The sequence below is a fragment of the Aeromicrobium sp. CnD17-E genome, assembly GCF_024124745.1.
Classification (GTDB): Bacteria; Actinomycetota; Actinomycetes; order Propionibacteriales; family Nocardioidaceae; genus Aeromicrobium.
Window position 1 is genome coordinate 13,932 of sequence record NZ_JAMXRU010000025.1, and the last position, 19,307, is coordinate 33,238.

Sequence of the window (19,307 nt, forward strand, 5' to 3'; positions counted from 1 at the left end):
TCGAGGGAGCGGCCCGCGGACCGGGGGGAGCCGGTCCGGGTCGGACGTCCTCGACGTCCGAGGGAGAGGGGGACCATGGCCACGCGCATCTCCGCGTCGGTGCGGCCGTACACGCTGACCGAGCGCGACCGTCACCTCGTGACCCGCTTCTCCTTCGGCGTCGACGAGCAGCTCACCGCCGCGGTGCGGGCGGCCGGGGGCGCCGAGCGCTGGTTCGCGACGCAGCTGACCCCGACGTCGGTCGCCGACCCGTCCGCCACCGTGCACACCTGGTGGCCGCGGCTCGGGCACACGCCCGCGAAGGCCTGGGCCGAGGTCAGGTCCGGACGGTCGGGCGCCTGGCAGTACGGCTTCGACCTCGCGCAGTACTCGATGGTGCAGAAGATCCTCACGCGCCGGCAGCTGCAGGAGGTGCTGCACGACGTGTGGTCAAACCTGCTGTACGTGCCGGTCGGCCACGACCGCAGCTTCCCGTGGCGCTTCCACTACGACCAGACCCTGCGCGGCCTCGCCCTGACGAGCTACCGGCAGCTGCTGCGCGCGGCGGTCGTGCACCCGGCCATGTCGGGCTGGCTCAACAACGACCTCAACACCAAGCGCGGCATCAACGAGAACCTCGGCCGTGAGCTCCTCGAGCTGTACACGGTCGGGCGCGCGTCGGGCTACACCGAGGACGACGTGAAGGACTCCGCCCGTCTGCTCACGGGTCACAAGGTCAAGGTGTTCGACACCTTCGCGGCCTCCTACGCGCCGGAGGACCACTGGACGGGTCGCGTGCGCGTGCTCGGCTTCACCCACGCGAACGCCGCCGCCGACGGTCGACCGGCCCTGGCGGCCTACCTCGACCACCTGGCGCTGCACCCCGCCACCGCCGAGCGGGTGGCGCGCCGGCTGTGCGTCCGGCTCGTCGGCGACGACCCGTCGCCGTCGCTCGTGCGCAGCGTGACCGCCGCCTACCGGGCCTCGCGCAGCGACGTCCGCGCGACGCTCAAGGCGCTCCGGACCCACCCGGAGTTCCTCGCGGCCCGGCGCCGCACGCTGCGGGCGCCGGTCGAGGACGTCGTGGCGTCGGTGCGGGCGCTCGGCATCCGCCCGGTCCGCTTCCGGGGCAAGGACGCGTTCCCCGCCAACCTCGTGTGGGCCGCGGGCCGCCTCGGCCAGGAGCCGTACGGCTGGCCGCGCCCCGACGGCTACCCGGAAGGGTCCACGACGTGGGCCTCGCCGTCGCGCATGCTCGGCGCCTGGAACCAGCACTACAGCCTGGCGGGGCGCTGGAACTCCGCCGACGGACAGGCGTTCCCCGCCCCCGCCTCGGTGCTCCCGACCGCCTTCCCGCGCACGCTCGCGGAGATCGTCGACCACCAGTCGCGGCTGCTCGTGGGCCGACCCGCCGACGCCACCACCCAGGCCGCGGTCGCGACCATGCTCAACCGTGCCTCGGGGTCGGTCTACAAGACCGTGGCCGACGTGTCGGGCTGGCACCTGACCCTCATCCGCGGCACCGTGCTCAACACCCCGGAGGGGATGCTGCGATGACCGGCACCGACGACTGCGGGTGCGTCGACTACGGCCTCACCCGACGCTCGCTCCTCGCCTCCGGCGCGGCCCTCGGGCTCGGCGGGGTCGTCACGTCGATGGTCGGCGACGTCCTGACGTCGGCCGTCTACGGCGCCACCGGCGGGAACGTCCTCGTCGTGCTGTCGCTGCGCGGTGGGGCCGACGGCCTGTCGATGGTGGTGCCGCACGCGGAGGCGGCCTACCACGCCGCCCGCCCGACCACGGCGCTCAAGGCCACCGAGCTGCTGCACGCCGACGCCACGTTCGGCCTGCACCCGAAGTTCGCGCCGCTGTCGCGCTGGTGGCAGGCCGGCAGCCTCGCCGCGGTGCACGCCGTCGGGCTCCCGGCCCCCAACCGCAGCCACTTCGAGGCGATGGAGGAGCTCGAGGACGCCGACCCCGGCAGCAGCGCCCGCGTGGGCTGGATCAACCGCATGATCACCGGGCTCGGCACGCAGCCCGACGTGCTCGACGCGATGCAGCTCGGCAGCACGACCATGCCGACGTCGCTGCTCGGTCCCGCGCCGGCCGTCGCCACCGAGACGGTCGACGACCTCGGTCTGCCGTTCGCCGACGACGCGCGGCTGAGCGGCGCCCTGGGCAGCTTCCTGCAGACGACCTACGGCCGCCGTGGCGGCGTCGTCGGCTCCGCGGGACTCGACGCCTACGCCCTGTCCCGACGCACCCGCAGCATCGCCGACGCCGCGCGGAGACCGCCCGCCAACGGTGCGCGCTACGCCTCCGGCGACACGGGCCGCGCCATGGCGCACGCCGCCGGCCTCGTCACGTCGGGCCTCGGCGTGCGCGCCATCGCCATCGACGCCGGCGGGTGGGACCACCACATCGGTCTGCGCTGGAACGTGGCGGCCCGCATCGAGGAGCTCGCCACGAACCTGGCCGCGTTCTTCACCGACCTCGGGCCGGCGGCCGACCGCGTCACGCTCGTGACGATGAGCGAGTTCGGACGTCGGCTGCGCGAGAACGGCGCCAACGGCGTCGACCACGGGTACGGCAGCTGCGCCCTGCTCATGGGCGCGGGAGTCAGGGGCGGTCGCGTGCACGCCCGGTGGCCCGGGCTCGGCACGGAGCAGCAGGTCGACGGCGACCTGGCCGTCACCACCGACTACCGCGACGTCGTGGCCGAGGTGCTGCGCTCGCGCTTCCCGGAGGTCGACGTCTCCGCGGTCTTCCCGGGGCTGGTGCAGCGGCCGCTCGGCATCATGGCCTGAGGGCAGCGTCGAGGCGTGGAGGCATGAAGCTGCCCCGCCGTTCTCGGGGGGTGAAACGGCGGGGCAGCGACTTCACTATAGGCACGCGCCGCGAGCGTCTCCACCGGAACGGCCAGAAATGTCCGCTCGCGGGCTGAGATGTGGGTCACATCGACGATCGGTCGGGGCGTCAGGCAGGGGATGACACAATCTCCGACATGAGCACCGTGGCCCCTCCGCGCCCCGCCCCCGGCGGTGGACGTCGGGGTCCGCGGCGCCGGTTCTCGGTCGTCGGGGCGATCGGCCTCGTCCTCGTGCTCGCCGGGCTGAGCGTGCTCGGCTACGTCGCCTGGCAGTACTGGGGCACCAACATCGTCTCCAAGCAGCAGCAGGCCCAGGTGCGCGAGGCGATCTCCGAGGACTGGAAGAACGGCACCGACGGCAAGAACATCGGTCTGCTGCGCGTGCCCCGCTTCGGCAAGGACTACGAGGTCCCCATCGTCAAGGGCTTCGACCCCGGCTCGCTCGCGAAGGGCGTCGGCTTCTACCCCAAGGGCGACCTGCCGGGCGAGCTCGGCAACTTCGCCATCGCCGGCCACCGGGTCACGCACGGCGAGCCGTTCCGCGACTTCCTCAAGCTGCGCAAGGGCGACCGCGTGTACGTCGAGACGCGCACGGCCGTCTTCACCTACGTCCTGCGCAACGCGGGCGACTCGATCACGGTCGACTTCACCGAGGGCTGGCCGCTGCAGCAGGTGCCCGACCCGACGCTGCGCGGCGAGCCGCCCACCAAGAACGTCCTGACCATGCTCACCTGCTCGGAGCTGTTCCACACCGACAACCGCAACGTCGTGGTCGGCGACCTCGTCCGGATCGTCGACAAGTCGGACCCGGAGCGCAAGATCCCGCTTCCCAGCGCCTAGGAGCCCCTGCCCCGATGCACGACTACCAGCGCGCGTTCGTCGAGTTCGCGATCGGTCACGACGTCCTGCGCTTCGGCTCGTTCACGCTGAAGTCCGGCCGCACGTCGCCCTACTTCTTCAACGCCGGCGGCTTCGACACCGGCGCCCGGCTCGCGGGTCTCGGACGCTTCTACGCCGCGGCGATCACCGAGCGTGCCCCGGCGTTCGACGTCCTGCTCGGCCCCGCCTACAAGGGCATCCCGATCGCGGCGGCCACGGCCGTGCAGCTCGCCGAGGCGCAGGACCGCGACGTCCCCTGGAGCTTCAACCGCAAGGAGGCGAAGGACCACGGGGAGGGCGGTGTCGTGGTCGGCGCCCCGCTGCGCGGCCGGGTGCTGCTCGTCGACGACGTCATCACCTCGGGCAAGGCGATCCGCGAGGTCGTGCCGATCGTGGAGGCCGCCGGCGCCGAGCTGGCCGGCATCGTCGTCGCCGTCGACCGCCAGGAGCGCGGCACGGGCGAGCTGTCGGCGGTCGACGAGGTGCGCCGCGACCTCGGCGTCCCGGTCGAGGCGATCGTGACCTTCGACCACGTCATCGAGTACCTCGAGGAGTCCGGCCGGCACGCCGAGCACCTGCAGGCGGCCCGGGCGTACCGCGACCAGTACGGCGCGTGAGCGAGCAGCACGAGCGCAGCGACGAGGTCGGCGTCGGCCCCTGGGTGGGACCCGTCCCCGACGACCCACGCCTCGACCCTGCGCTGCTCGCCGACGGCGACCGCCGCAACGTGGTCGACCGCTACCGCTACTGGACCGTCGACGCGATCGTCGCCGACCTCGACACCCGACGACACCCGTTGCACGTGGCCGTCGAGAACTGGCAGCACGACTTCAACATCGGCTCCGTCGTGCGCACGGCGAACGCGTTCAACGTCGCGGCCGTCCACGTCGTCGGCCGGCGTCGGTGGAACCGTCGGGGCGCGATGGTCACCGACCGCTACCTGCACGTCGAGCACCACGCCGACGCAGCCGACCTCGCCTCCTGGGCGGCGACGCGTGGCCTGCCGCTGCTGGGCGTCGACAACCTGCCCGGTGCGGTGCCGCTCGAGACGACCTCGCTGCCGCGTGCCTGCGTCCTGCTCTTCGGCCAGGAGGGCCCCGGCCTGAGCGACGCTGCCCGCGAGGCCTGCGCCACCACCCTCTCCATCGCCCAGTTCGGCTCGACCCGCTCGATCAACGCCGGAGCGGCCGCCGCCATCGCCATGCACGCATGGATCCGTGAGCACGCCGAGGAGTCGCCTTGACCGCCCCCACCGTCCCGTCCGTCCGCCTCGACGTCGTCGACCCCGACGACCCGCGCGCCCACGCCGCGCTGACGTCGTACCTGGGCGAGGTCGACGCCACCCTCGCGGACGGCTACGCGCCGGGGCCCGACGACCTCGACCCCTACCGCGGGCCGACGGGCGTCTTCCTGCTCGCCACGGCCGGGGGCGGCGAGCTCGACGGCGAGGTGCTCGGCTGCGGGGCGCTGCGCGACCTCGGCGACGGGTCGGCCGAGGTGAAGCGCATGTGGGTCGACGCGCGGGCGCGCGGCACCGGCCTGGGGCGTCGGCTGCTGGCCACGCTCGAGGAGCACGCCCGCGCCCTCGGCTACCGCCGCGTTCGGCTCGACACCAACGACCAGCTCGTCGCCGCCCTGACCCTGTACCGCTCCGCCGGGTACGCGGAGATCGAGCGCTACAACGACAACCCCCACGCCCGGCACTGGTTCGAGAAGGGGTTCGGGACTGCGGACGACGCGGACCGACTTTAGGCTCGAGCCATGACTCGCGTCGTCGTCGTCGGGGGTGACGCGGCCGGGATGACCGGCGCCTCCGCCGTCCACCGCCTCCTCCCGGACGTCGAGGTCGTCGTCCTCGAGCGGGGCCACCACACGTCCTACTCCGCGTGCGGCGTGCCCTACTGGGTGGCCGGCGAGATCGACGGGCCGGACGGCCTCGTGGCCCGCTCGCCCGAGGAGCACCGCGAGCGCGGCATCGACGTGCGCCTCGGCAGCGAGGTGGTGGCGGTCGACGTCGACGCCCACGAGGTGCGCTACCGCGACCTGGCGGGCGAGCACACGCTCGGCTACGACCGCCTGCTCGTCGCGACGGGGGCCGGCTCGATCCGGCCGGACCTCCCGGGCGTCCACGCGCCCGGCGTCATGAGCGTCAAGGACCTCGTCGACGGCCAGCAGGTCATCGACCGCATCCACGCCGGCGCCCGGCGGGCCGTCGTCGTCGGCAGCGGCTACATCGGCATCGAGATGGCCGAGGCCTGCCTGGCACGAGGACTCGACGTGACGGTCGTCGAGCGCGAGTCGACACCTCTGCCCATCGTCGAGGACGAGATCGGCGAGGTCATCGCCGACGCGATGCGCGAGAAGGGTGCGCACATGGTCACCGAGGCCGCGGTCACCGGCTTCGACGTCGGCGACGACGGTGCGGTGACCGCCGTGCGCACCGACGAGGACACGTTCGCGGCCGACCTCGTCGTGGCGGCCTTCGGCGTCGTCCCCCGCAGCGAGCTGCTCGCCGACGTCGCCGACCTCGGCACGAAGGACGGCATCGTCACCGACGACCAGCAGCGCGTGCTCGCGCCCGACGGCTCGCTCGTCGCCGACGTGTGGTCGGCGGGTGACTGCGTCGTCACCCACGACCGGCTCACGTCGTCCCTGATCCACCTGCCCCTCGGCACGCACGCGAACAAGCAGGGCATGGTCGCCGGCGAGTCGATCGCCGCGTCGCTCGGTGCGGACTGGTCGGGGCGGACCTTCCCCGGCGTCGTGCAGACCGCCATCACCAAGTTCTGCGACCTCGAGATCGCCCGCGCCGGCCTCGGCCGCGCCCAGGCCGACGACGCGGGCCTGGACACCGTGAGCGCCGACGTCGAGACGACGACCGTCGCCGGCTACTACCCCGGCGCGGAGCCGATGACCCTCTGGGGCCTCGCCGAGCGCGGCACCCGGCGGCTGCTCGGCGTGCAGCTCGTCGGTCGCGGGGGAGCGGTGCGCATCGACACCGCCGCGATGGCCCTCTGGTCGGGGATGACCGTCGACGAGCTCGTCATGACCGACCTGTCGTACGCGCCGCCGTTCTCGTCGGTGTGGAGCCAGGTGCAGGTCCTCGCCCGTGCGCTCGTGAAGCAGCTCGACCAGTAGGCTGGGCGCACCGCCGTCCGGCCGCCCTGCAAGGAGACTCCATGCCCGTCGCCACCCCCGAGACCTACGCCGCGATGCTCGACAAGGCCAAGAGCGAGTCGTTCGCCTTCCCGGCCATCAACGTGTCGTCGTCGCAGACGCTCAACGCCGCCCTCGCCGGCTTCGCCGAGGCCGAGTCCGACGGCATCATCCAGGTCTCCACCGGCGGCGCCGACTACTTCTCGGGCCCCACGGTCAAGAACATGGTCTCCGGCTCGCTCGGGTTCGCGGCGTTCGCGCACGAGGTCGCCAAGAAGTACCCGATCAATGTCGCCCTGCACACCGACCACTGCCCGAAGGACAAGCTCGACGGCTTCGTCCGCCCGCTCATCGAGGCCTCCACGGAGCGCGTGAAGGGCGGCGGCCTGCCGTACTTCCAGTCGCACATGTGGGACGGCTCGGCCGTGCCGCTCGACGAGAACCTCGTCATCGCGCAGGAGCTGCTCGCCAAGGCCGCTGCCGCGCACATCATCCTCGAGGTCGAGATCGGTGTCGTCGGCGGCGAGGAGGACGGCGTCGAGGGCGGGATGGGCGAGCACCTCTACACGACCCCCGAGGACGCCCTGGCCACGGTCGAGGCGCTCGGCCTCGGCGAGAAGGGCCGCTACCTGACCGCGCTCACGTTCGGCAACGTGCACGGCGTGTACAAGCCCGGCAACGTCAAGCTGCGCCCCGAGGTGCTGAAGGCCGCGCAGGAGGCCGTCGCCGCCAAGTACGGCAAGGAGGACGCGTTCGACTTCGTCTTCCACGGCGGCTCCGGCTCCCTGCCCGAGGAGATCTCCGCCGCCGTCGACTACGGCGTCGTCAAGATGAACGTCGACACCGACACCCAGTACGCGTTCACGCGCCCCGTCGCCGACCACATGTTCAGCAACTACGACGGCGTGCTCAAGGTCGACGGCGAGGTCGGCAACAAGAAGGCCTACGACCCGCGCGCCTGGGGCAAGGCCGCCGAGGCCGGCATGGCCGCCCGCGTCGTCGAGGCCTGCCAGGACCTCCGCTCCGCCGGCACCACCCTCTGACCCACCCCGCACCGCAGCCCCGACCTCGCCGAGGTCGGGGCTGCGGTACGTCGGGGGGGCGCCGCCGCAGGACGTCCGGACTTGCTGGTGCGCTGCCTCGGCTGGCGCTGGGGGTGGCCTCCGCAAGGGCCTCGACCGGGCGGCTGGGCGGGCCCGTGGGCTGGGTCCTCGGGCTGTGGCCCGCGCTGTGGACGCAGGATTCGGCGTTCGTGTGCGGGAGGGCCAAGGCTTCTGCGATTGCTCCGGGATCCCGTAGCAGTCGCAGAAGCATCCGGGCTTCAGCGCACGAAGGGAGAATCGTAGGTGCGCTCGGGGTGGGGTGGGCAGCGCTTCTCCCTTCTCGTGGCACGGTCCACGAGAAGGGAGAAGCACTGCCCCGTCCGACCCGCTCAGCGGTGGATCCACCACCTGAAGGGCGCTCAGAAGGTGGCAGATCCACCGATGGGACGCGCCAACGCAGGTTCCTGCGTCCACCCCAGCACAAACCGGCAGCCCGAGACCCCAGACCAGCGCGGTCGCCAGCCGCCCGGTCGAGGCCCTTGCGGAACCCGCCGCCACGACGAGCCGCGCCGACGCAGCCCCACCCGAGAGGGAAACCGCACCGACGCAGCCGCGGCCGAGCGCTCAGCCAGCCCGAGGCGCCCGCAGCCCACCCCCACCACAGCCCGAGCCCACCAGCACGACGACGGCGACCGCGCACCCCGGAATTTGCCCGGGCTGGTGCCGGGAGGTACTGTTGAGTGCTGTGCCTGGATTGTCCAGGACGCTGCGCGCATCCCGCCACCTCGCACCAGTTCCGGCGGCGAGTGCAGCACGACTCAGAGTCCTTCTCGCCTGAAGAAAGAAGTTCGTAGTGCCCACGATCAACCAGTTGGTCCGCAAGGGTCGCCAGAGCAAGGTGACCAAGACCAGCACGCCGGCCCTCAAGGGCTCGCCGCAGCGCCGCGGTGTGTGCACCCGCGTGTACACCACCACGCCGAAGAAGCCGAACTCCGCGCTGCGCAAGGTTGCTCGCGTGCGCCTGTCCTCGGGCACCGAGGTCACGGCCTACATCCCCGGTGAGGGTCACAACCTCCAGGAGCACTCCATCGTGCTCGTGCGTGGTGGTCGTGTGAAGGACCTCCCGGGTGTGCGCTACAAGATCGTCCGCGGCTCCCTCGACACCCAGGGTGTCAAGGGCCGCAAGCAGGCTCGCAGCCGTTACGGCGCGAAGAAGGAGAAGAGCTGATGCCTCGCAAGGGCCCCGCGCCGAAGCGGATTCCCGAGACCGACCCGGTCTACAACAACCAGCTCGTCACGCAGCTGATCAACAAGATCCTCGTGGACGGCAAGAAGCAGACCGCGCAGCGCATCGTCTACACCGCGCTCGAGGGCACCCGCGACAAGTCCGGCACCGACCCGGTCGTCACGCTCAAGCGTGCGCTCGACAACGTCAAGCCGGCCCTGGAGGTCAAGTCCCGTCGTGTCGGCGGTGCGACCTACCAGGTCCCGATCGAGGTGCGCCCCGCGCGTCAGACCACCCTCGCGCTGCGCTGGCTGGTCAAGTACGCCGGCGAGCGTCGCGAGAAGACCATGGCCGAGCGCCTCATGAACGAGCTCCTCGACGCCAGCAACGGCCTCGGCGGCAGCGTCAAGAAGCGCGAGGACACGCACAAGATGGCCGAGGCCAACCGCGCCTTCGCCCACTACCGCTGGTGATTCCAGCAGCATCCATCTTCGACGTAAGGAACTGGTAGCTCACCGTGGCAACCGACATCACGACGGACCTCACCCGCGTCCGCAACATCGGCATCATGGCGCACATCGATGCCGGCAAGACCACCACCACCGAGCGGATCCTCTTCTACACCGGGATCACGTACAAGATCGGTGAGGTCCACGACGGTGGCGCCACCATGGACTGGATGGAGCAGGAGCAGGAGCGCGGCATCACGATCACGTCCGCCGCCACCACCTGCTGGTGGAAGGACCACCAGATCAACATCATCGACACCCCCGGGCACGTCGACTTCACGGTCGAGGTCGAGCGCTCGCTGCGCGTCCTCGACGGTGCCGTCGCCGTCTTCGACGGTGTCGCCGGTGTCGAGCCCCAGTCCGAGACCGTGTGGCGTCAGGCCGACAAGTACGGCGTGCCGCGCATGTGCTTCGTCAACAAGCTCGACCGCACGGGCGCCTCGTTCGACTTCTGCGTCAAGACCATCCGCGAGCGCCTCGGCGCCACGCCGCTGGTGCTGCAGATCCCGATCGGCGCCGAGAGCGACTTCCTCGGTGTCGTCGACCTCGTCGGCATGCGCGCGCTCACCTGGCGCGGCGAGACCACGATCGGTGAGGACTACACCGTCGAGGACATCCCCGCCGACCTGGCCGACGCCGCCGCCGAGGGTCGCGAGGCCCTGCTGGAGACGCTGTCCGACGTCGACGACGAGATCGCCGAGAAGTACCTCGAGGGCGAGGACATCTCCGTCGAGGAGCTGAAGGCGGCCATCCGTCGCGCGACGCTCGCGGCACAGCTCAACCCGGTCCTGTGCGGCACGGCGTTCAAGAACAAGGGCGTCCAGCCCCTGCTCGACGCCGTCGTCGACTTCCTGCCGTCGCCCATCGACGTCGGTGACGTCAAGGGCCACGACGCGAAGGACGAGTCGGTCGAGGCCACCCGTCCGCCGTCGGAGGACGCGCCGTTCGCCGGTCTGGCGTTCAAGATCGCGACCGACCCGCACCTGGGCAAGCTGACCTTCGTGCGCGTCTACTCCGGTCGTCTGGAGGCGGGCACCCAGGTGCTCAACGTCACCAAGGGCCGCAAGGAGCGGATCGGCAAGGTCTACCAGATGCACGCCAACAAGCGTGAGGAGATCGCGTCGGTCGGCGCCGGCCAGATCGTGGCCGTCATGGGCCTCAAGGACACCACCACGGGCGAGACCCTGGCGGACTCGGCGAGCCCGATCGTCCTCGAGTCGATGACGTTCCCCGACCCGGTCATCCAGGTCGCCATCGAGCCGAAGACGAAGAGCGACCAGGAGAAGCTCGGCGTCGCGATCCAGAAGCTCGCCGAGGAGGACCCGACGTTCCAGGTCCACACCGACGAGGAGACCGGTCAGACGATCATCGCCGGCATGGGCGAGCTGCACCTCGACATCCTGGTCGACCGCATGAAGCGCGAGTTCAAGGTCGAGGCCAACGTCGGCAAGCCGCAGGTCGCGTACCGCGAGACCATCAAGCGCGCCGTCACGGGTCACAGCTACACGCACAAGAAGCAGACCGGTGGTTCGGGCCAGTTCGCCAAGGTCGTCATCGGCGTGGCCCCCAACGGCCCCGACGCCGGTGGCGAGGGCGGCTACGAGTTCGTCAACGAGGTCACCGGTGGCCGCGTGCCGAAGGAGTACATCCCCTCGGTCGACGCCGGTGGACAGGCGGCCATGGAGTTCGGCGTCCTCGCCGGCTACCCGATGGTCGACGTCAAGTTCACCCTCGAGGACGGCGCCTACCACGACGTCGACTCCAGCGAGCTGGCGTTCAAGCTGGCCGGCAACATGGCCTTCAAGGAGGCCGCGCGCAAGGCCGACCCGGCCCTGCTCGAGCCGATGTTCGCCGTCGAGGTCACGACGCCCGAGGACTACATGGGCGACGTGATCGGCGACCTCAACTCCCGCCGTGGACAGGTCCAGGCGATGGAGGAGGGCTACGGCGGAGCCAAGGTCATCAAGGCCCTGGTCCCGCTCTCGGAGATGTTCGGCTACGTGGGCGACCTGAGGTCCAAGACCTCCGGCCGCGCGTCGTACTCGATGCAGTTCGACTCCTATGCCGAGGTCCCCAAGGCCGTCGCGGAGGAGATCATCAAGAAGGCCCGCGGCGAGTAACCAACGGCGTCATCGGTAAGGTGGCCTAGGTCTCCCAGCGGGACCCGACGGCTTTCAGACCCAGCACCACATCAGACAGCGCAACACTCAACCCAGGAGGAGCCCACAGTGGCTAAGGCGAAGTTCGAGCGGACCAAGCCGCACATGAACATCGGCACCATCGGTCACATCGACCACGGTAAGACGACGCTCACGGCGGCGATCACCAAGGTGCTGCACGACAAGTACCCCGACCTGAACGAGGCCTCGGCCTTCGACCAGATCGACAAGGCTCCCGAGGAGCGTCAGCGCGGCATCACGATCTCGATCGCGCACGTGGAGTACCAGACGGAGAACCGTCACTACGCCCACGTCGACTGCCCCGGCCACGCCGACTACGTGAAGAACATGATCACGGGTGCGGCGCAGATGGACGGCGCGATCCTCGTGGTCGCCGCCACCGACGGCCCCATGCCGCAGACGCGTGAGCACGTCCTCCTGGCCCGCCAGGTCGGCGTCCCGGCCATGGTCGTCGCGCTCAACAAGTGCGACATGGTCGACGACGAGGAGATCCTGGAGCTCGTCGAGCTCGAGGTCCGTGAGCTGCTCTCCGACCAGGAGTTCGACGGCGACAACGTCCCCGTCGTGAAGGTCGCGGCCCACCCCGCGCTGCAGGGTGACGCCAAGTGGGGCGAGTCGATCCTCGAGCTCATGAACGCGGTCGACGAGTACATCCCGCTGCCCCCGCGTGAGACGGACAAGCCGTTCCTCATGCCGGTCGAGGACGTCTTCACGATCACCGGTCGTGGCACCGTCATCACCGGTCGTATCGAGCGCGGCATCATCAAGGTCAACGAGACCGTCGACATCGTCGGCATCCGTGAGACCAAGCAGACCACGACGGTCACCGGCATCGAGATGTTCCGCAAGCTCCTCGACGAGGGCCAGGCGGGCGAGAACGTCGGCCTCCTGCTCCGTGGTACGAAGCGCGAGGACGTCGAGCGCGGCATGGTCATCATCGCCCCCGGCTCGACCACCCCGCACACGGAGTTCGAGGGCCAGGTCTACATCCTGTCCAAGGAGGAGGGTGGCCGTCACACGCCGTTCTTCAACAACTACCGTCCGCAGTTCTACTTCCGGACCACGGACGTCACCGGCGTCGTCACGCTGCCCGAGGGCACCGAGATGGTCATGCCCGGCGACAACACCGAGATGAGCGTCCAGCTCATCCAGCCGATCGCCATGGAGGAGGGCCTGCGCTTCGCCATCCGCGAGGGCGGCCGTACCGTCGGCGCCGGCCGTGTCACCAAGATCAACAAGTGATCTGACGACACACCAGCACTGCTGAGCGAAGCCCCTCGGACCTTCGGGTCCGAGGGGCTTCGTCGTGTTCTGCGGTTTACCACGGGACCGTGGTGAACGTCGTCCTCCCGCGGCATGCTTGCCGCGGGAGGACGACCTTTGCCCAGGGAAGCGTGTCCACAGGCCTGCCTCGGACCAGCGCCTCGCCCCGCGTTCGTGCACAGGCCGGCGTCGGGTGCTGTCCTGACGTGGCCAGGTCGACGAGTGTCGAACCATGCTCGACGACCTCGTGACCATCGCGACCGCTCAGGGTGGGTACCTGTTCCGGCACCAGCTGAACGCTTCAGGTGTCTCCGACGCCCAGATCCGGCAGGCCTGCGCGAGCCGTCTCCTCGCACGGGTGCGGCACGGCACCTACGTCCCCTACGACCTCTGGCAGCTCGCGGACGCTGTCGAGAGGCATGCCATCGTCGCCAAGGCGGTGCTCGACAAGCTCGGACCGACCGTCGCCGCGTCCCACGTGACGGCCGCCGTCCTCCACGGGCTCGACGTCTGGAACGTGGACCTCGAACTCGTCCACCTGACGCGCGTCGACGGGGGAGGCGGGCGACGGGAGGCCGGTGTGGTGTTCCACGAGAACCGGCTCGAGGACGCCGACGTCGTGGAGGTCGACGGCCGGCTGGTCACGGCTCCGACGCGCACCGTGCTCGAGTGCGCCTGCACGGTCGGCATCGAGGAGGGCATGGTGATCGCGTCGAGCGGACTCCGCTCGGCCGTCGTCGACGTCGAGCTCGAGCCGCGTCTGGAGGAGATCGGGCACTGGCCGGGTGCCCGGCACGCTCGGCTGTCGTTGCGGATGAGCGACGGGCGCGCCGAGACGGTGGGCGAGGTGCGCTCGTTGTACCTCATGTGGCGCTTCGACCTGCCGCGCCCCGAGCTGCAGCGCACGCTGGTCCTGAGGGACGGTCGCTCGGCGCGGCTCGACTTCCTGTGGGAGGAGAGTCGGCACTGCGGCGAGTTCGACGGGATGGTCAAGCTCGGCAGGCTCAACCCGTTCGGGGACGGCGACGTGCGCGCGCTCGTCCAGGAGAAGCAGCGCGAGGACGCCGTGAGGGACAGGCGGTGGGGCATGTCGAGGTGGGGATGGGTCGACCTGGGTCCGGCCCGACGCGCGGCGACCGCGCGCATGATCCTCGAGGGTCTCGCGCAGTCGAGACGGCTCTACGTGCCTCTCGCCACCCGCTGAGCGACGGCGCGAGCGCCCACTTCCCGCGGCAACGGTCGTCGTCCCGCGGGAAGTTTGCCGCGGGCGGACGACGTTTACCACGGTCCCGTGGTAAACCGCAGGTCCGCGCCGGGGGCCGATTTGTGTTCCGGCGGGGGAGTCTGTCAGACTAGTGCGGTTGCTCCGGCCGGATCGCTGGGGCGTGCCCGCCCGGAACTCACGCCGGGGTCGACGAGCGCGCTGCACGGTGTCCGGCCTGACTGCTGGAAGCGACGTGACGCGGACTCCCTGGAGGCCGCGGCCCGCGACCGGAAGTCCAACCACCCAACTCCAGAAGGTTCGCGCACGCTCGTGGTCACCACCGCGACACGCCCGACCTCGGGGGGCGGAGGGGAGCGATCCCCTCCAGGGAGAACAAGCCCCAGGGGCACACCAAGCTGACGAAGAGTAAGGACGACCAGAGCATGGCGGGACAGAAGATCCGTATCCGGCTCAAGGCCTATGACCACGAGGTGATCGACACCTCGGCGCGCAAGATCGTCGACACGGTCACGCGCACCGGAGCCTCCGTGGCCGGCCCCGTGCCCCTGCCGACCGAGAAGAACGTGTTCTGCGTGATCCGGTCGCCGCACAAGTACAAGGACAGCCGCGAGCACTTCGAGATGCGTACGCACAAGCGGCTCATCGACATCATCGACCCGACGCCGAAGACCGTCGACTCGCTCATGCGACTCGACCTGCCGGCCGGTGTCGACATCGAGATCAAGCTCTGAGGGAGGACGAGAACACCATGAGCACCTCCTCCACCGTCAACGCGCGCGGCCTCCTCGGCCGCAAGCTCGGCATGACGCAGGTCTGGGACGACGAGGGCAAGATCGTCCCCGTCACCGTCCTCGCCGCCGAGACGAACGTGGTCACGCAGGTCCGCACCGCCGAGACCGACGGCTACACCGCCGTCCAGATCGGCTTCGGCGAGATCGACGGCCGCAAGATCACCAAGCCGCAGGCCGGCCACTTCGCGAAGGCCGGCGTCACGCCGCGTCGTCACGTCGTCGAGATCCGCACCGAGGCGATCGGTGACTACACGCTCGGCCAGGAGATCTCCCCGGAGATCTTCGCCGCCGGCGACGAGATCGACGTGACCGCCACCAGCAAGGGCAAGGGCTTCGCCGGCGTCATGAAGCGTCACGGCTTCGCCGGTGTCTCCGCCTCGCACGGCGCGCACCGCAACCACCGCAAGCCCGGCTCGATCGGTGGCTGCGCCACCCCGGGTCGCGTCTTCAAGGGTCTGCGCATGGCCGGCCACATGGGCGCCGAGACCGTCACCACCCAGAACCTGACCGTCCACGCCGTGGATGCCGCCAAGGGCGTCATCCTCGTGAAGGGTGCGGTCCCCGGCCCGAAGGGTGGACTCGTCGTGGTCCGCTCCGCGGCCAAGTCCGCCTCCAGCACCGGCGCGAAGGGAGCCTGATCCATGGCTGTCAAGACCATCGATGCCGCGCTGCCCGTCGACATCTTCGGCGTGCAGACGAACATCCCCCTGATCCACCAGGTCGTCACCGCGCAGCTCGCCGCCGCCCGTCAGGGCACGCACGACGTCAAGTCGCGCGGCGAGGTCCGCGGCGGTGGCAAGAAGCCGTACCGCCAGAAGGGCACCGGCCGCGCCCGCCAGGGCTCGATCCGCGCCCCGCACTACACCGGCGGTGGTGTCGTGCACGGCCCGACGCCGCGCAGCTACGACCAGCGCACGCCCAAGAAGATGAAGGCCGCCGCCCTGCGCGGAGCCCTCTCGGACCGGGCCCGCTCGGGTCGCCTGCACGTCGTCGAGTCGCTCGTCACGGGCGAGGCGCCCTCCACCAAGGCCGCCGTCGCCGCGATCGCCGAGCTGACCACGCGTCGCCGGGTGCTCGTCGTCGTGCGTCGTGAGGACGCCGTCACGGCCCTCAGCCTGCGCAACGTCACCGACCTCGTCGTGCTGACCTTCGACCAGCTGAACACCTACGACGTCGTGCTCAGCGACGACGTGATCTTCACGCAGGAGGCCTTCGAGGCCTTCGTCGAGGCGCGCTCCACCGAGGGTGCCGAGACGATCGCGCTCAGCGCGGCCGTCGTCGAGGCCGACGCCAAGCCCGCCGCGAAGCCGGCGAAGAAGGCGTCCGCGAAGAAGGCTCCGGCCGCCCAGGAGGCTCCGGCGCAGGCCGAGGCCGCCCCGGCGACCGAGGAGTCCGGCGCGGAGGGCGCGACCAAGACGCAGCCCTACGGCCCCGGCTCCAAGGCCCCGCTCAAGAGCGGCAACGCGCCCAAGGGTCACGAGATCAAGGGCAACGTCGACTCGATGAAGTTCCACACGCCGGACAGCCCCTGGTACGACCAGACGGTCGCCGAGGTCTGGTTCGACACCGAGGAGACCGCGCAGGCCGCCGGTTTCGAGAAGGCTGGTGAGTGACCGCATGAGCACCCTGCACAAGGACCACCGCGACGTCCTGATCGCGCCCGTCGTCTCCGAGAAGACGTACGCGCTCATCGACGACAACAAGTACACGTTCCTGGTTCACCCCGACGCGAACAAGACGGAGATCAAGATCGCCGTCGAGAACGTGTTCGGCGTCAAGGTGACGGCCGTGAACACGCTGAACCGCAAGGGCAAGACGCGCCGCACCCGCAACGGGCTCGGAAAGCGCAAGGACACCAAGCGGGCCATCGTGAGCGTCGCCGCCGGCCAGAGCATCGACATCTTCTCGAGCCCGAGCTGAGGACTGATCAGACATGGCTATCCGTAAGTACAAGCCGACCACGCCGGGCCGTCGTGGCTCCAGCGTCGCCGACTTCGCCGAGATCACCCGGACCACGCCGGAGAAGTCCCTCGTCGAGCCGCTGCCCAAGAAGGGTGGCCGCAACAACCAGGGTCGCATCACCACGCGTCACCAGGGTGGCGGTCACAAGCGCGCCTACCGCGTGATCGACTTCAAGCGCTACGACAAGGACGGCGTGCCGGCCAAGGTCGCTCACATCGAGTACGACCCCAACCGCACCGCGCGCATCGCGCTCCTGCACTACGCCGACGGCGAGAAGCGCTACATCATCGCGCCCGACGGCATCCGCCAGGGCCAGGCCATCGAGGCCGGCCCGACCGCGGACATCAAGGTCGGCAACAACCTGCCGCTGCGCAACATCCCCGTCGGCACGCAGATCCACGCCGTGGAGCTGCGTCCGGGTGGCGGCGCCAAGATGGGCCGCTCCGCCGGTGTGCGCGTGCAGCTCGTCGCCAAGGAGGGCTCGCGCGCCCAGCTGCGTCTGCCCTCCGGCGAGATGCGCTACGTCGACGTCCGCTGCCGCGCCACCATCGGCGAGGTCGGCAACGCCGAGCAGTCCAACATCAACTGGGGCAAGGCCGGCCGCAACCGCTGGAAGGGCAAGCGCCCGACCGTCCGTGGTGTGGCCATGAACCCGATCGACCACCCGCACGGTGGCGGTGAGGGCAAGACCTCGGGTGGTCGCCACCCGGTCTCGCCCTGGGGCAAGCCCGAGGGCCGTACGCGCAAGCGCAAGGCCAGTGACCAGATGATCGTCCGCCGCCGCAAGTCCGGCCGCTGAGCCTCGACGAGCTCAGGAATCCAGGAGTAGAGAATGCCCCGTAGTTTGAAGAAGGGTCCCTTCGTCGACGGCCACCTCGAGAAGAAGGTGGACGCTCAGAACGATGCCGGAACCCACACCGTGATCAAGACCTGGTCGCGTCGCTCGATGATCCTGCCGTCCTTCATCGGACACACGATCGCCGTGCACGACGGCCGCAAGCACGTCCCGGTGTTCATCACCGACGCGATGGTCGGGCACAAGCTGGGCGAGTTCGCCCCCACCCGCACCTTCCGCGGTCACGAGAAGGACGACCGAAAGGCCAAGAGGCGATGAGTGCAGCTACCCGAGAGAACGTCAGCGCGCGCCGCGAGCGCCTGCTCGGCGACGCCGCGGGCGCGTTCGCCGTGGCCCGCTTCGTGCGGGTCACCCCGCAGAAGGCGCGCCGCGTCGGCGACCTGGTCCGCGGCATGGACACGCAGGAGGCGCTCGCCATCCTGCAGTTCGCCCCGCAGGCCGTCGCGTCCAACTTCTACAAGCTGGTCGAGTCCGCCGTCGCGAACGCCGTGACCACCGAGGGTCTGGACGCGTCCGACCTCGTGATCTCCACGGTGCTCGTCGAGGAGGGCCCGACGATGAAGCGGTGGCGTCCGCGCGCGAAGGGTGCGGCCAACCGCATCCTCAAGCGCACCAGCCACCTCACCGTCGTCGTGCAGCCGTCCGCCGACGTGCCGCAGTCGCGCAAGAACACGAAGAAGGGCGGTCGCTGACCATGGGCCAGAAGATCAACCCGCACGGCTTCCGCCTGGGCATCTCCACCGACCACAAGAGCCGCTGGTACGCCGACAAGCTGTACAGCAGCTACGTCGGCGAGGACGTCAAGATCCGCAAGCTCCTGACCAAGGGCATGGACCGCGCCGGCATCAGCCGCGTGGAGATCGAGCGCACGCGTGACCGCGTCCGCGTCGACATCCACACCGCGCGTCCGGGCATCGTCATCGGTCGCCGTGGCGCCGAGGCCGACCGCATCCGCGGCGAGCTGGAGAAGCTCACCGGCAAGCAGGTGCAGCTCAACATCCTCGAGGTCAAGCAGCCCGAGCTCGACGCCCAGCTCGTCGCGCAGGGCGTGGCCGAGCAGCTGAGCGGTCGCGTGCAGTTCCGTCGCGCGATGCGCAAGGCGATGCAGACGACCATGCGCTCCGGCGCCAAGGGCATCCGCATCCAGTGCTCGGGCCGTCTCGGCGGTGCCGAGATGAGCCGCTCGGAGTTCTACCGCGAGGGCCGCGTGCCCCTGCACACGCTCCGCGCCGACGTCGACTACGGCTTCTACGAGGCCAAGACCACCTTCGGTCGCATCGGCGTCAAGGTGTGGATCTACAAGGGCGAGGTCGCGGGCACGCGCGCCGAGCGCGAGGCCGAGGCCGCGCGTCGCGCCGCCGCCCCCGGCA

At 70.3% G+C, this 19,307-nt stretch carries 21 protein-coding genes; all 21 read left to right on the forward strand.

The features are described 5' to 3' along the window. Nucleotides 1-75: 75 nt before the first annotated feature. The gene (locus NH339_RS07215; protein WP_253023914.1) at nt 76-1,536 is read left to right on the forward strand and encodes a DUF1800 domain-containing protein; all 1,461 of its coding nucleotides are present in this window, start codon (nt 76-78) and stop codon (nt 1,534-1,536) included. Further along, nucleotides 1,533-2,786 (forward strand): DUF1501 domain-containing protein, encoded by a 1,254-nt coding sequence (locus NH339_RS07220; protein ID WP_253023916.1) that lies wholly within the window; start codon nt 1,533-1,535, stop codon nt 2,784-2,786. Before NH339_RS07215 ends, NH339_RS07220 begins: the two co-directional genes overlap by 4 nt. 197 nt (nt 2,787-2,983) lie before the next feature. Next, complete coding sequence (locus NH339_RS07225; RefSeq protein WP_253023918.1) at nt 2,984-3,688, forward strand: class E sortase; 705 nt, start codon at nt 2,984-2,986, stop codon at nt 3,686-3,688. A 14-nt stretch (nt 3,689-3,702) separates the two neighbouring features. Further along, complete coding sequence (gene pyrE, locus NH339_RS07230) at nt 3,703-4,344, forward strand: orotate phosphoribosyltransferase (protein ID WP_253023920.1); 642 nt, start codon at nt 3,703-3,705, stop codon at nt 4,342-4,344. Then, complete coding sequence (locus NH339_RS07235) at nt 4,341-4,970, forward strand: TrmH family RNA methyltransferase (RefSeq protein ID WP_253023922.1); 630 nt, start codon at nt 4,341-4,343, stop codon at nt 4,968-4,970. The genes pyrE and NH339_RS07235 overlap by 4 nt, the downstream gene beginning before the upstream one ends. Next, on the forward strand, nt 4,967-5,479 hold the full coding sequence (locus NH339_RS07240; protein WP_253023924.1) for a GNAT family N-acetyltransferase: 513 nt from the start codon (nt 4,967-4,969) through the stop codon (nt 5,477-5,479). Before NH339_RS07235 ends, NH339_RS07240 begins: the two co-directional genes overlap by 4 nt. Nucleotides 5,480-5,488: 9 nt before the next feature. Then, complete coding sequence (locus NH339_RS07245) at nt 5,489-6,865, forward strand: FAD-dependent oxidoreductase (protein ID WP_253023926.1); 1,377 nt, start codon at nt 5,489-5,491, stop codon at nt 6,863-6,865. A 41-nt stretch (nt 6,866-6,906) separates the two neighbouring features. Beyond that, the gene (gene fbaA, locus NH339_RS07250; protein ID WP_253023928.1) at nt 6,907-7,926 is read left to right on the forward strand and encodes a class II fructose-bisphosphate aldolase; all 1,020 of its coding nucleotides are present in this window, start codon (nt 6,907-6,909) and stop codon (nt 7,924-7,926) included. A gap of 853 nt (nt 7,927-8,779) precedes the next feature. Continuing rightward, entirely contained in the window at nt 8,780-9,154 is a 375-nt protein-coding gene (gene rpsL / locus NH339_RS07255; RefSeq protein ID WP_067859838.1) for a 30S ribosomal protein S12, read from the forward strand. Further along, a complete protein-coding gene (gene rpsG / locus NH339_RS07260; RefSeq protein WP_067859836.1) occupies nt 9,154-9,624 on the forward strand; it encodes a 30S ribosomal protein S7 in 471 nt (156 codons plus the stop codon). The genes rpsL and rpsG overlap by 1 nt, the downstream gene beginning before the upstream one ends. A 44-nt stretch (nt 9,625-9,668) precedes the next feature. Further along, the gene (gene fusA, locus NH339_RS07265; RefSeq protein WP_067859834.1) at nt 9,669-11,780 is read left to right on the forward strand and encodes an elongation factor G; all 2,112 of its coding nucleotides are present in this window, start codon (nt 9,669-9,671) and stop codon (nt 11,778-11,780) included. Nucleotides 11,781-11,888: 108 nt separating this feature from the next. Further along, the gene (gene tuf / locus NH339_RS07270) at nt 11,889-13,082 is read left to right on the forward strand and encodes an elongation factor Tu (RefSeq protein WP_067859832.1); all 1,194 of its coding nucleotides are present in this window, start codon (nt 11,889-11,891) and stop codon (nt 13,080-13,082) included. A 253-nt stretch (nt 13,083-13,335) separates the two neighbouring features. Then, nucleotides 13,336-14,307: a type IV toxin-antitoxin system AbiEi family antitoxin domain-containing protein gene (locus tag NH339_RS07275; RefSeq protein ID WP_253023930.1), complete on the forward strand. Its 972-nt coding sequence runs from the start codon at nt 13,336-13,338 to the stop codon at nt 14,305-14,307. A gap of 443 nt (nt 14,308-14,750) precedes the next feature. Further along, on the forward strand, nt 14,751-15,059 hold the full coding sequence (gene rpsJ / locus NH339_RS07280; protein ID WP_067859819.1) for a 30S ribosomal protein S10: 309 nt from the start codon (nt 14,751-14,753) through the stop codon (nt 15,057-15,059). Nucleotides 15,060-15,076: 17 nt separating this feature from the next. Next, complete coding sequence (rplC, locus tag NH339_RS07285; RefSeq protein WP_253023932.1) at nt 15,077-15,757, forward strand: 50S ribosomal protein L3; 681 nt, start codon at nt 15,077-15,079, stop codon at nt 15,755-15,757. A 3-nt stretch (nt 15,758-15,760) separates the two neighbouring features. Beyond that, nucleotides 15,761-16,732, forward strand: coding sequence for a 50S ribosomal protein L4 (gene rplD, locus NH339_RS07290; RefSeq protein ID WP_253023934.1), 972 nt, complete (start codon nt 15,761-15,763; stop codon nt 16,730-16,732). Nucleotides 16,733-16,736: 4 nt separating this feature from the next. Beyond that, a complete protein-coding gene (gene rplW / locus NH339_RS07295) occupies nt 16,737-17,039 on the forward strand; it encodes a 50S ribosomal protein L23 (protein WP_067859810.1) in 303 nt (100 codons plus the stop codon). A gap of 13 nt (nt 17,040-17,052) precedes the next feature. Continuing rightward, complete coding sequence (rplB, locus tag NH339_RS07300; protein WP_067859807.1) at nt 17,053-17,880, forward strand: 50S ribosomal protein L2; 828 nt, start codon at nt 17,053-17,055, stop codon at nt 17,878-17,880. Between the two features lie 33 nt (nt 17,881-17,913). Beyond that, complete coding sequence (gene rpsS / locus NH339_RS07305) at nt 17,914-18,195, forward strand: 30S ribosomal protein S19 (RefSeq protein WP_067859804.1); 282 nt, start codon at nt 17,914-17,916, stop codon at nt 18,193-18,195. After that, entirely contained in the window at nt 18,192-18,629 is a 438-nt protein-coding gene (rplV, locus tag NH339_RS07310) for a 50S ribosomal protein L22 (protein ID WP_253023936.1), read from the forward strand. Before rpsS ends, rplV begins: the two co-directional genes overlap by 4 nt. Nucleotides 18,630-18,631: 2 nt before the next feature. Further along, on the forward strand, nt 18,632-19,307 hold a 676-nt coding region (gene rpsC / locus NH339_RS07315; RefSeq protein WP_253023938.1), incomplete at its 3' end, for a 30S ribosomal protein S3.

Excerpts from the sequence above, each read along its gene's own strand:
- NH339_RS07215 (WP_253023914.1), top strand. The coding sequence starts at position 76 with ATGGCCACGCGCATCTCCGCGTCGGTGCGGCCGTACACGCTGACCGAG.
- NH339_RS07220 (WP_253023916.1), top strand. The coding sequence starts at position 1,533 with ATGACCGGCACCGACGACTGCGGGTGCGTCGACTACGGCCTCACCCGA.
- NH339_RS07225 (WP_253023918.1), top strand. The coding sequence starts at position 2,984 with ATGAGCACCGTGGCCCCTCCGCGCCCCGCCCCCGGCGGTGGACGTCGG.
- pyrE (WP_253023920.1), top strand. The coding sequence starts at position 3,703 with ATGCACGACTACCAGCGCGCGTTCGTCGAGTTCGCGATCGGTCACGAC.
- NH339_RS07245 (WP_253023926.1), top strand. The coding sequence starts at position 5,489 with ATGACTCGCGTCGTCGTCGTCGGGGGTGACGCGGCCGGGATGACCGGC.
- fbaA (WP_253023928.1), top strand. The coding sequence starts at position 6,907 with ATGCCCGTCGCCACCCCCGAGACCTACGCCGCGATGCTCGACAAGGCC.
- rpsG (WP_067859836.1), top strand. The coding sequence starts at position 9,154 with ATGCCTCGCAAGGGCCCCGCGCCGAAGCGGATTCCCGAGACCGACCCG.
- NH339_RS07275 (WP_253023930.1), top strand. The coding sequence starts at position 13,336 with ATGCTCGACGACCTCGTGACCATCGCGACCGCTCAGGGTGGGTACCTG.
- rpsJ (WP_067859819.1), top strand. The coding sequence starts at position 14,751 with ATGGCGGGACAGAAGATCCGTATCCGGCTCAAGGCCTATGACCACGAG.
- rplC (WP_253023932.1), top strand. The coding sequence starts at position 15,077 with ATGAGCACCTCCTCCACCGTCAACGCGCGCGGCCTCCTCGGCCGCAAG.
- rplD (WP_253023934.1), top strand. The coding sequence starts at position 15,761 with ATGGCTGTCAAGACCATCGATGCCGCGCTGCCCGTCGACATCTTCGGC.
- rplW (WP_067859810.1), top strand. The coding sequence starts at position 16,737 with ATGAGCACCCTGCACAAGGACCACCGCGACGTCCTGATCGCGCCCGTC.
- rplB (WP_067859807.1), top strand. The coding sequence starts at position 17,053 with ATGGCTATCCGTAAGTACAAGCCGACCACGCCGGGCCGTCGTGGCTCC.
- rpsS (WP_067859804.1), top strand. The coding sequence starts at position 17,914 with ATGCCCCGTAGTTTGAAGAAGGGTCCCTTCGTCGACGGCCACCTCGAG.
- rplV (WP_253023936.1), top strand. The coding sequence starts at position 18,192 with ATGAGTGCAGCTACCCGAGAGAACGTCAGCGCGCGCCGCGAGCGCCTG.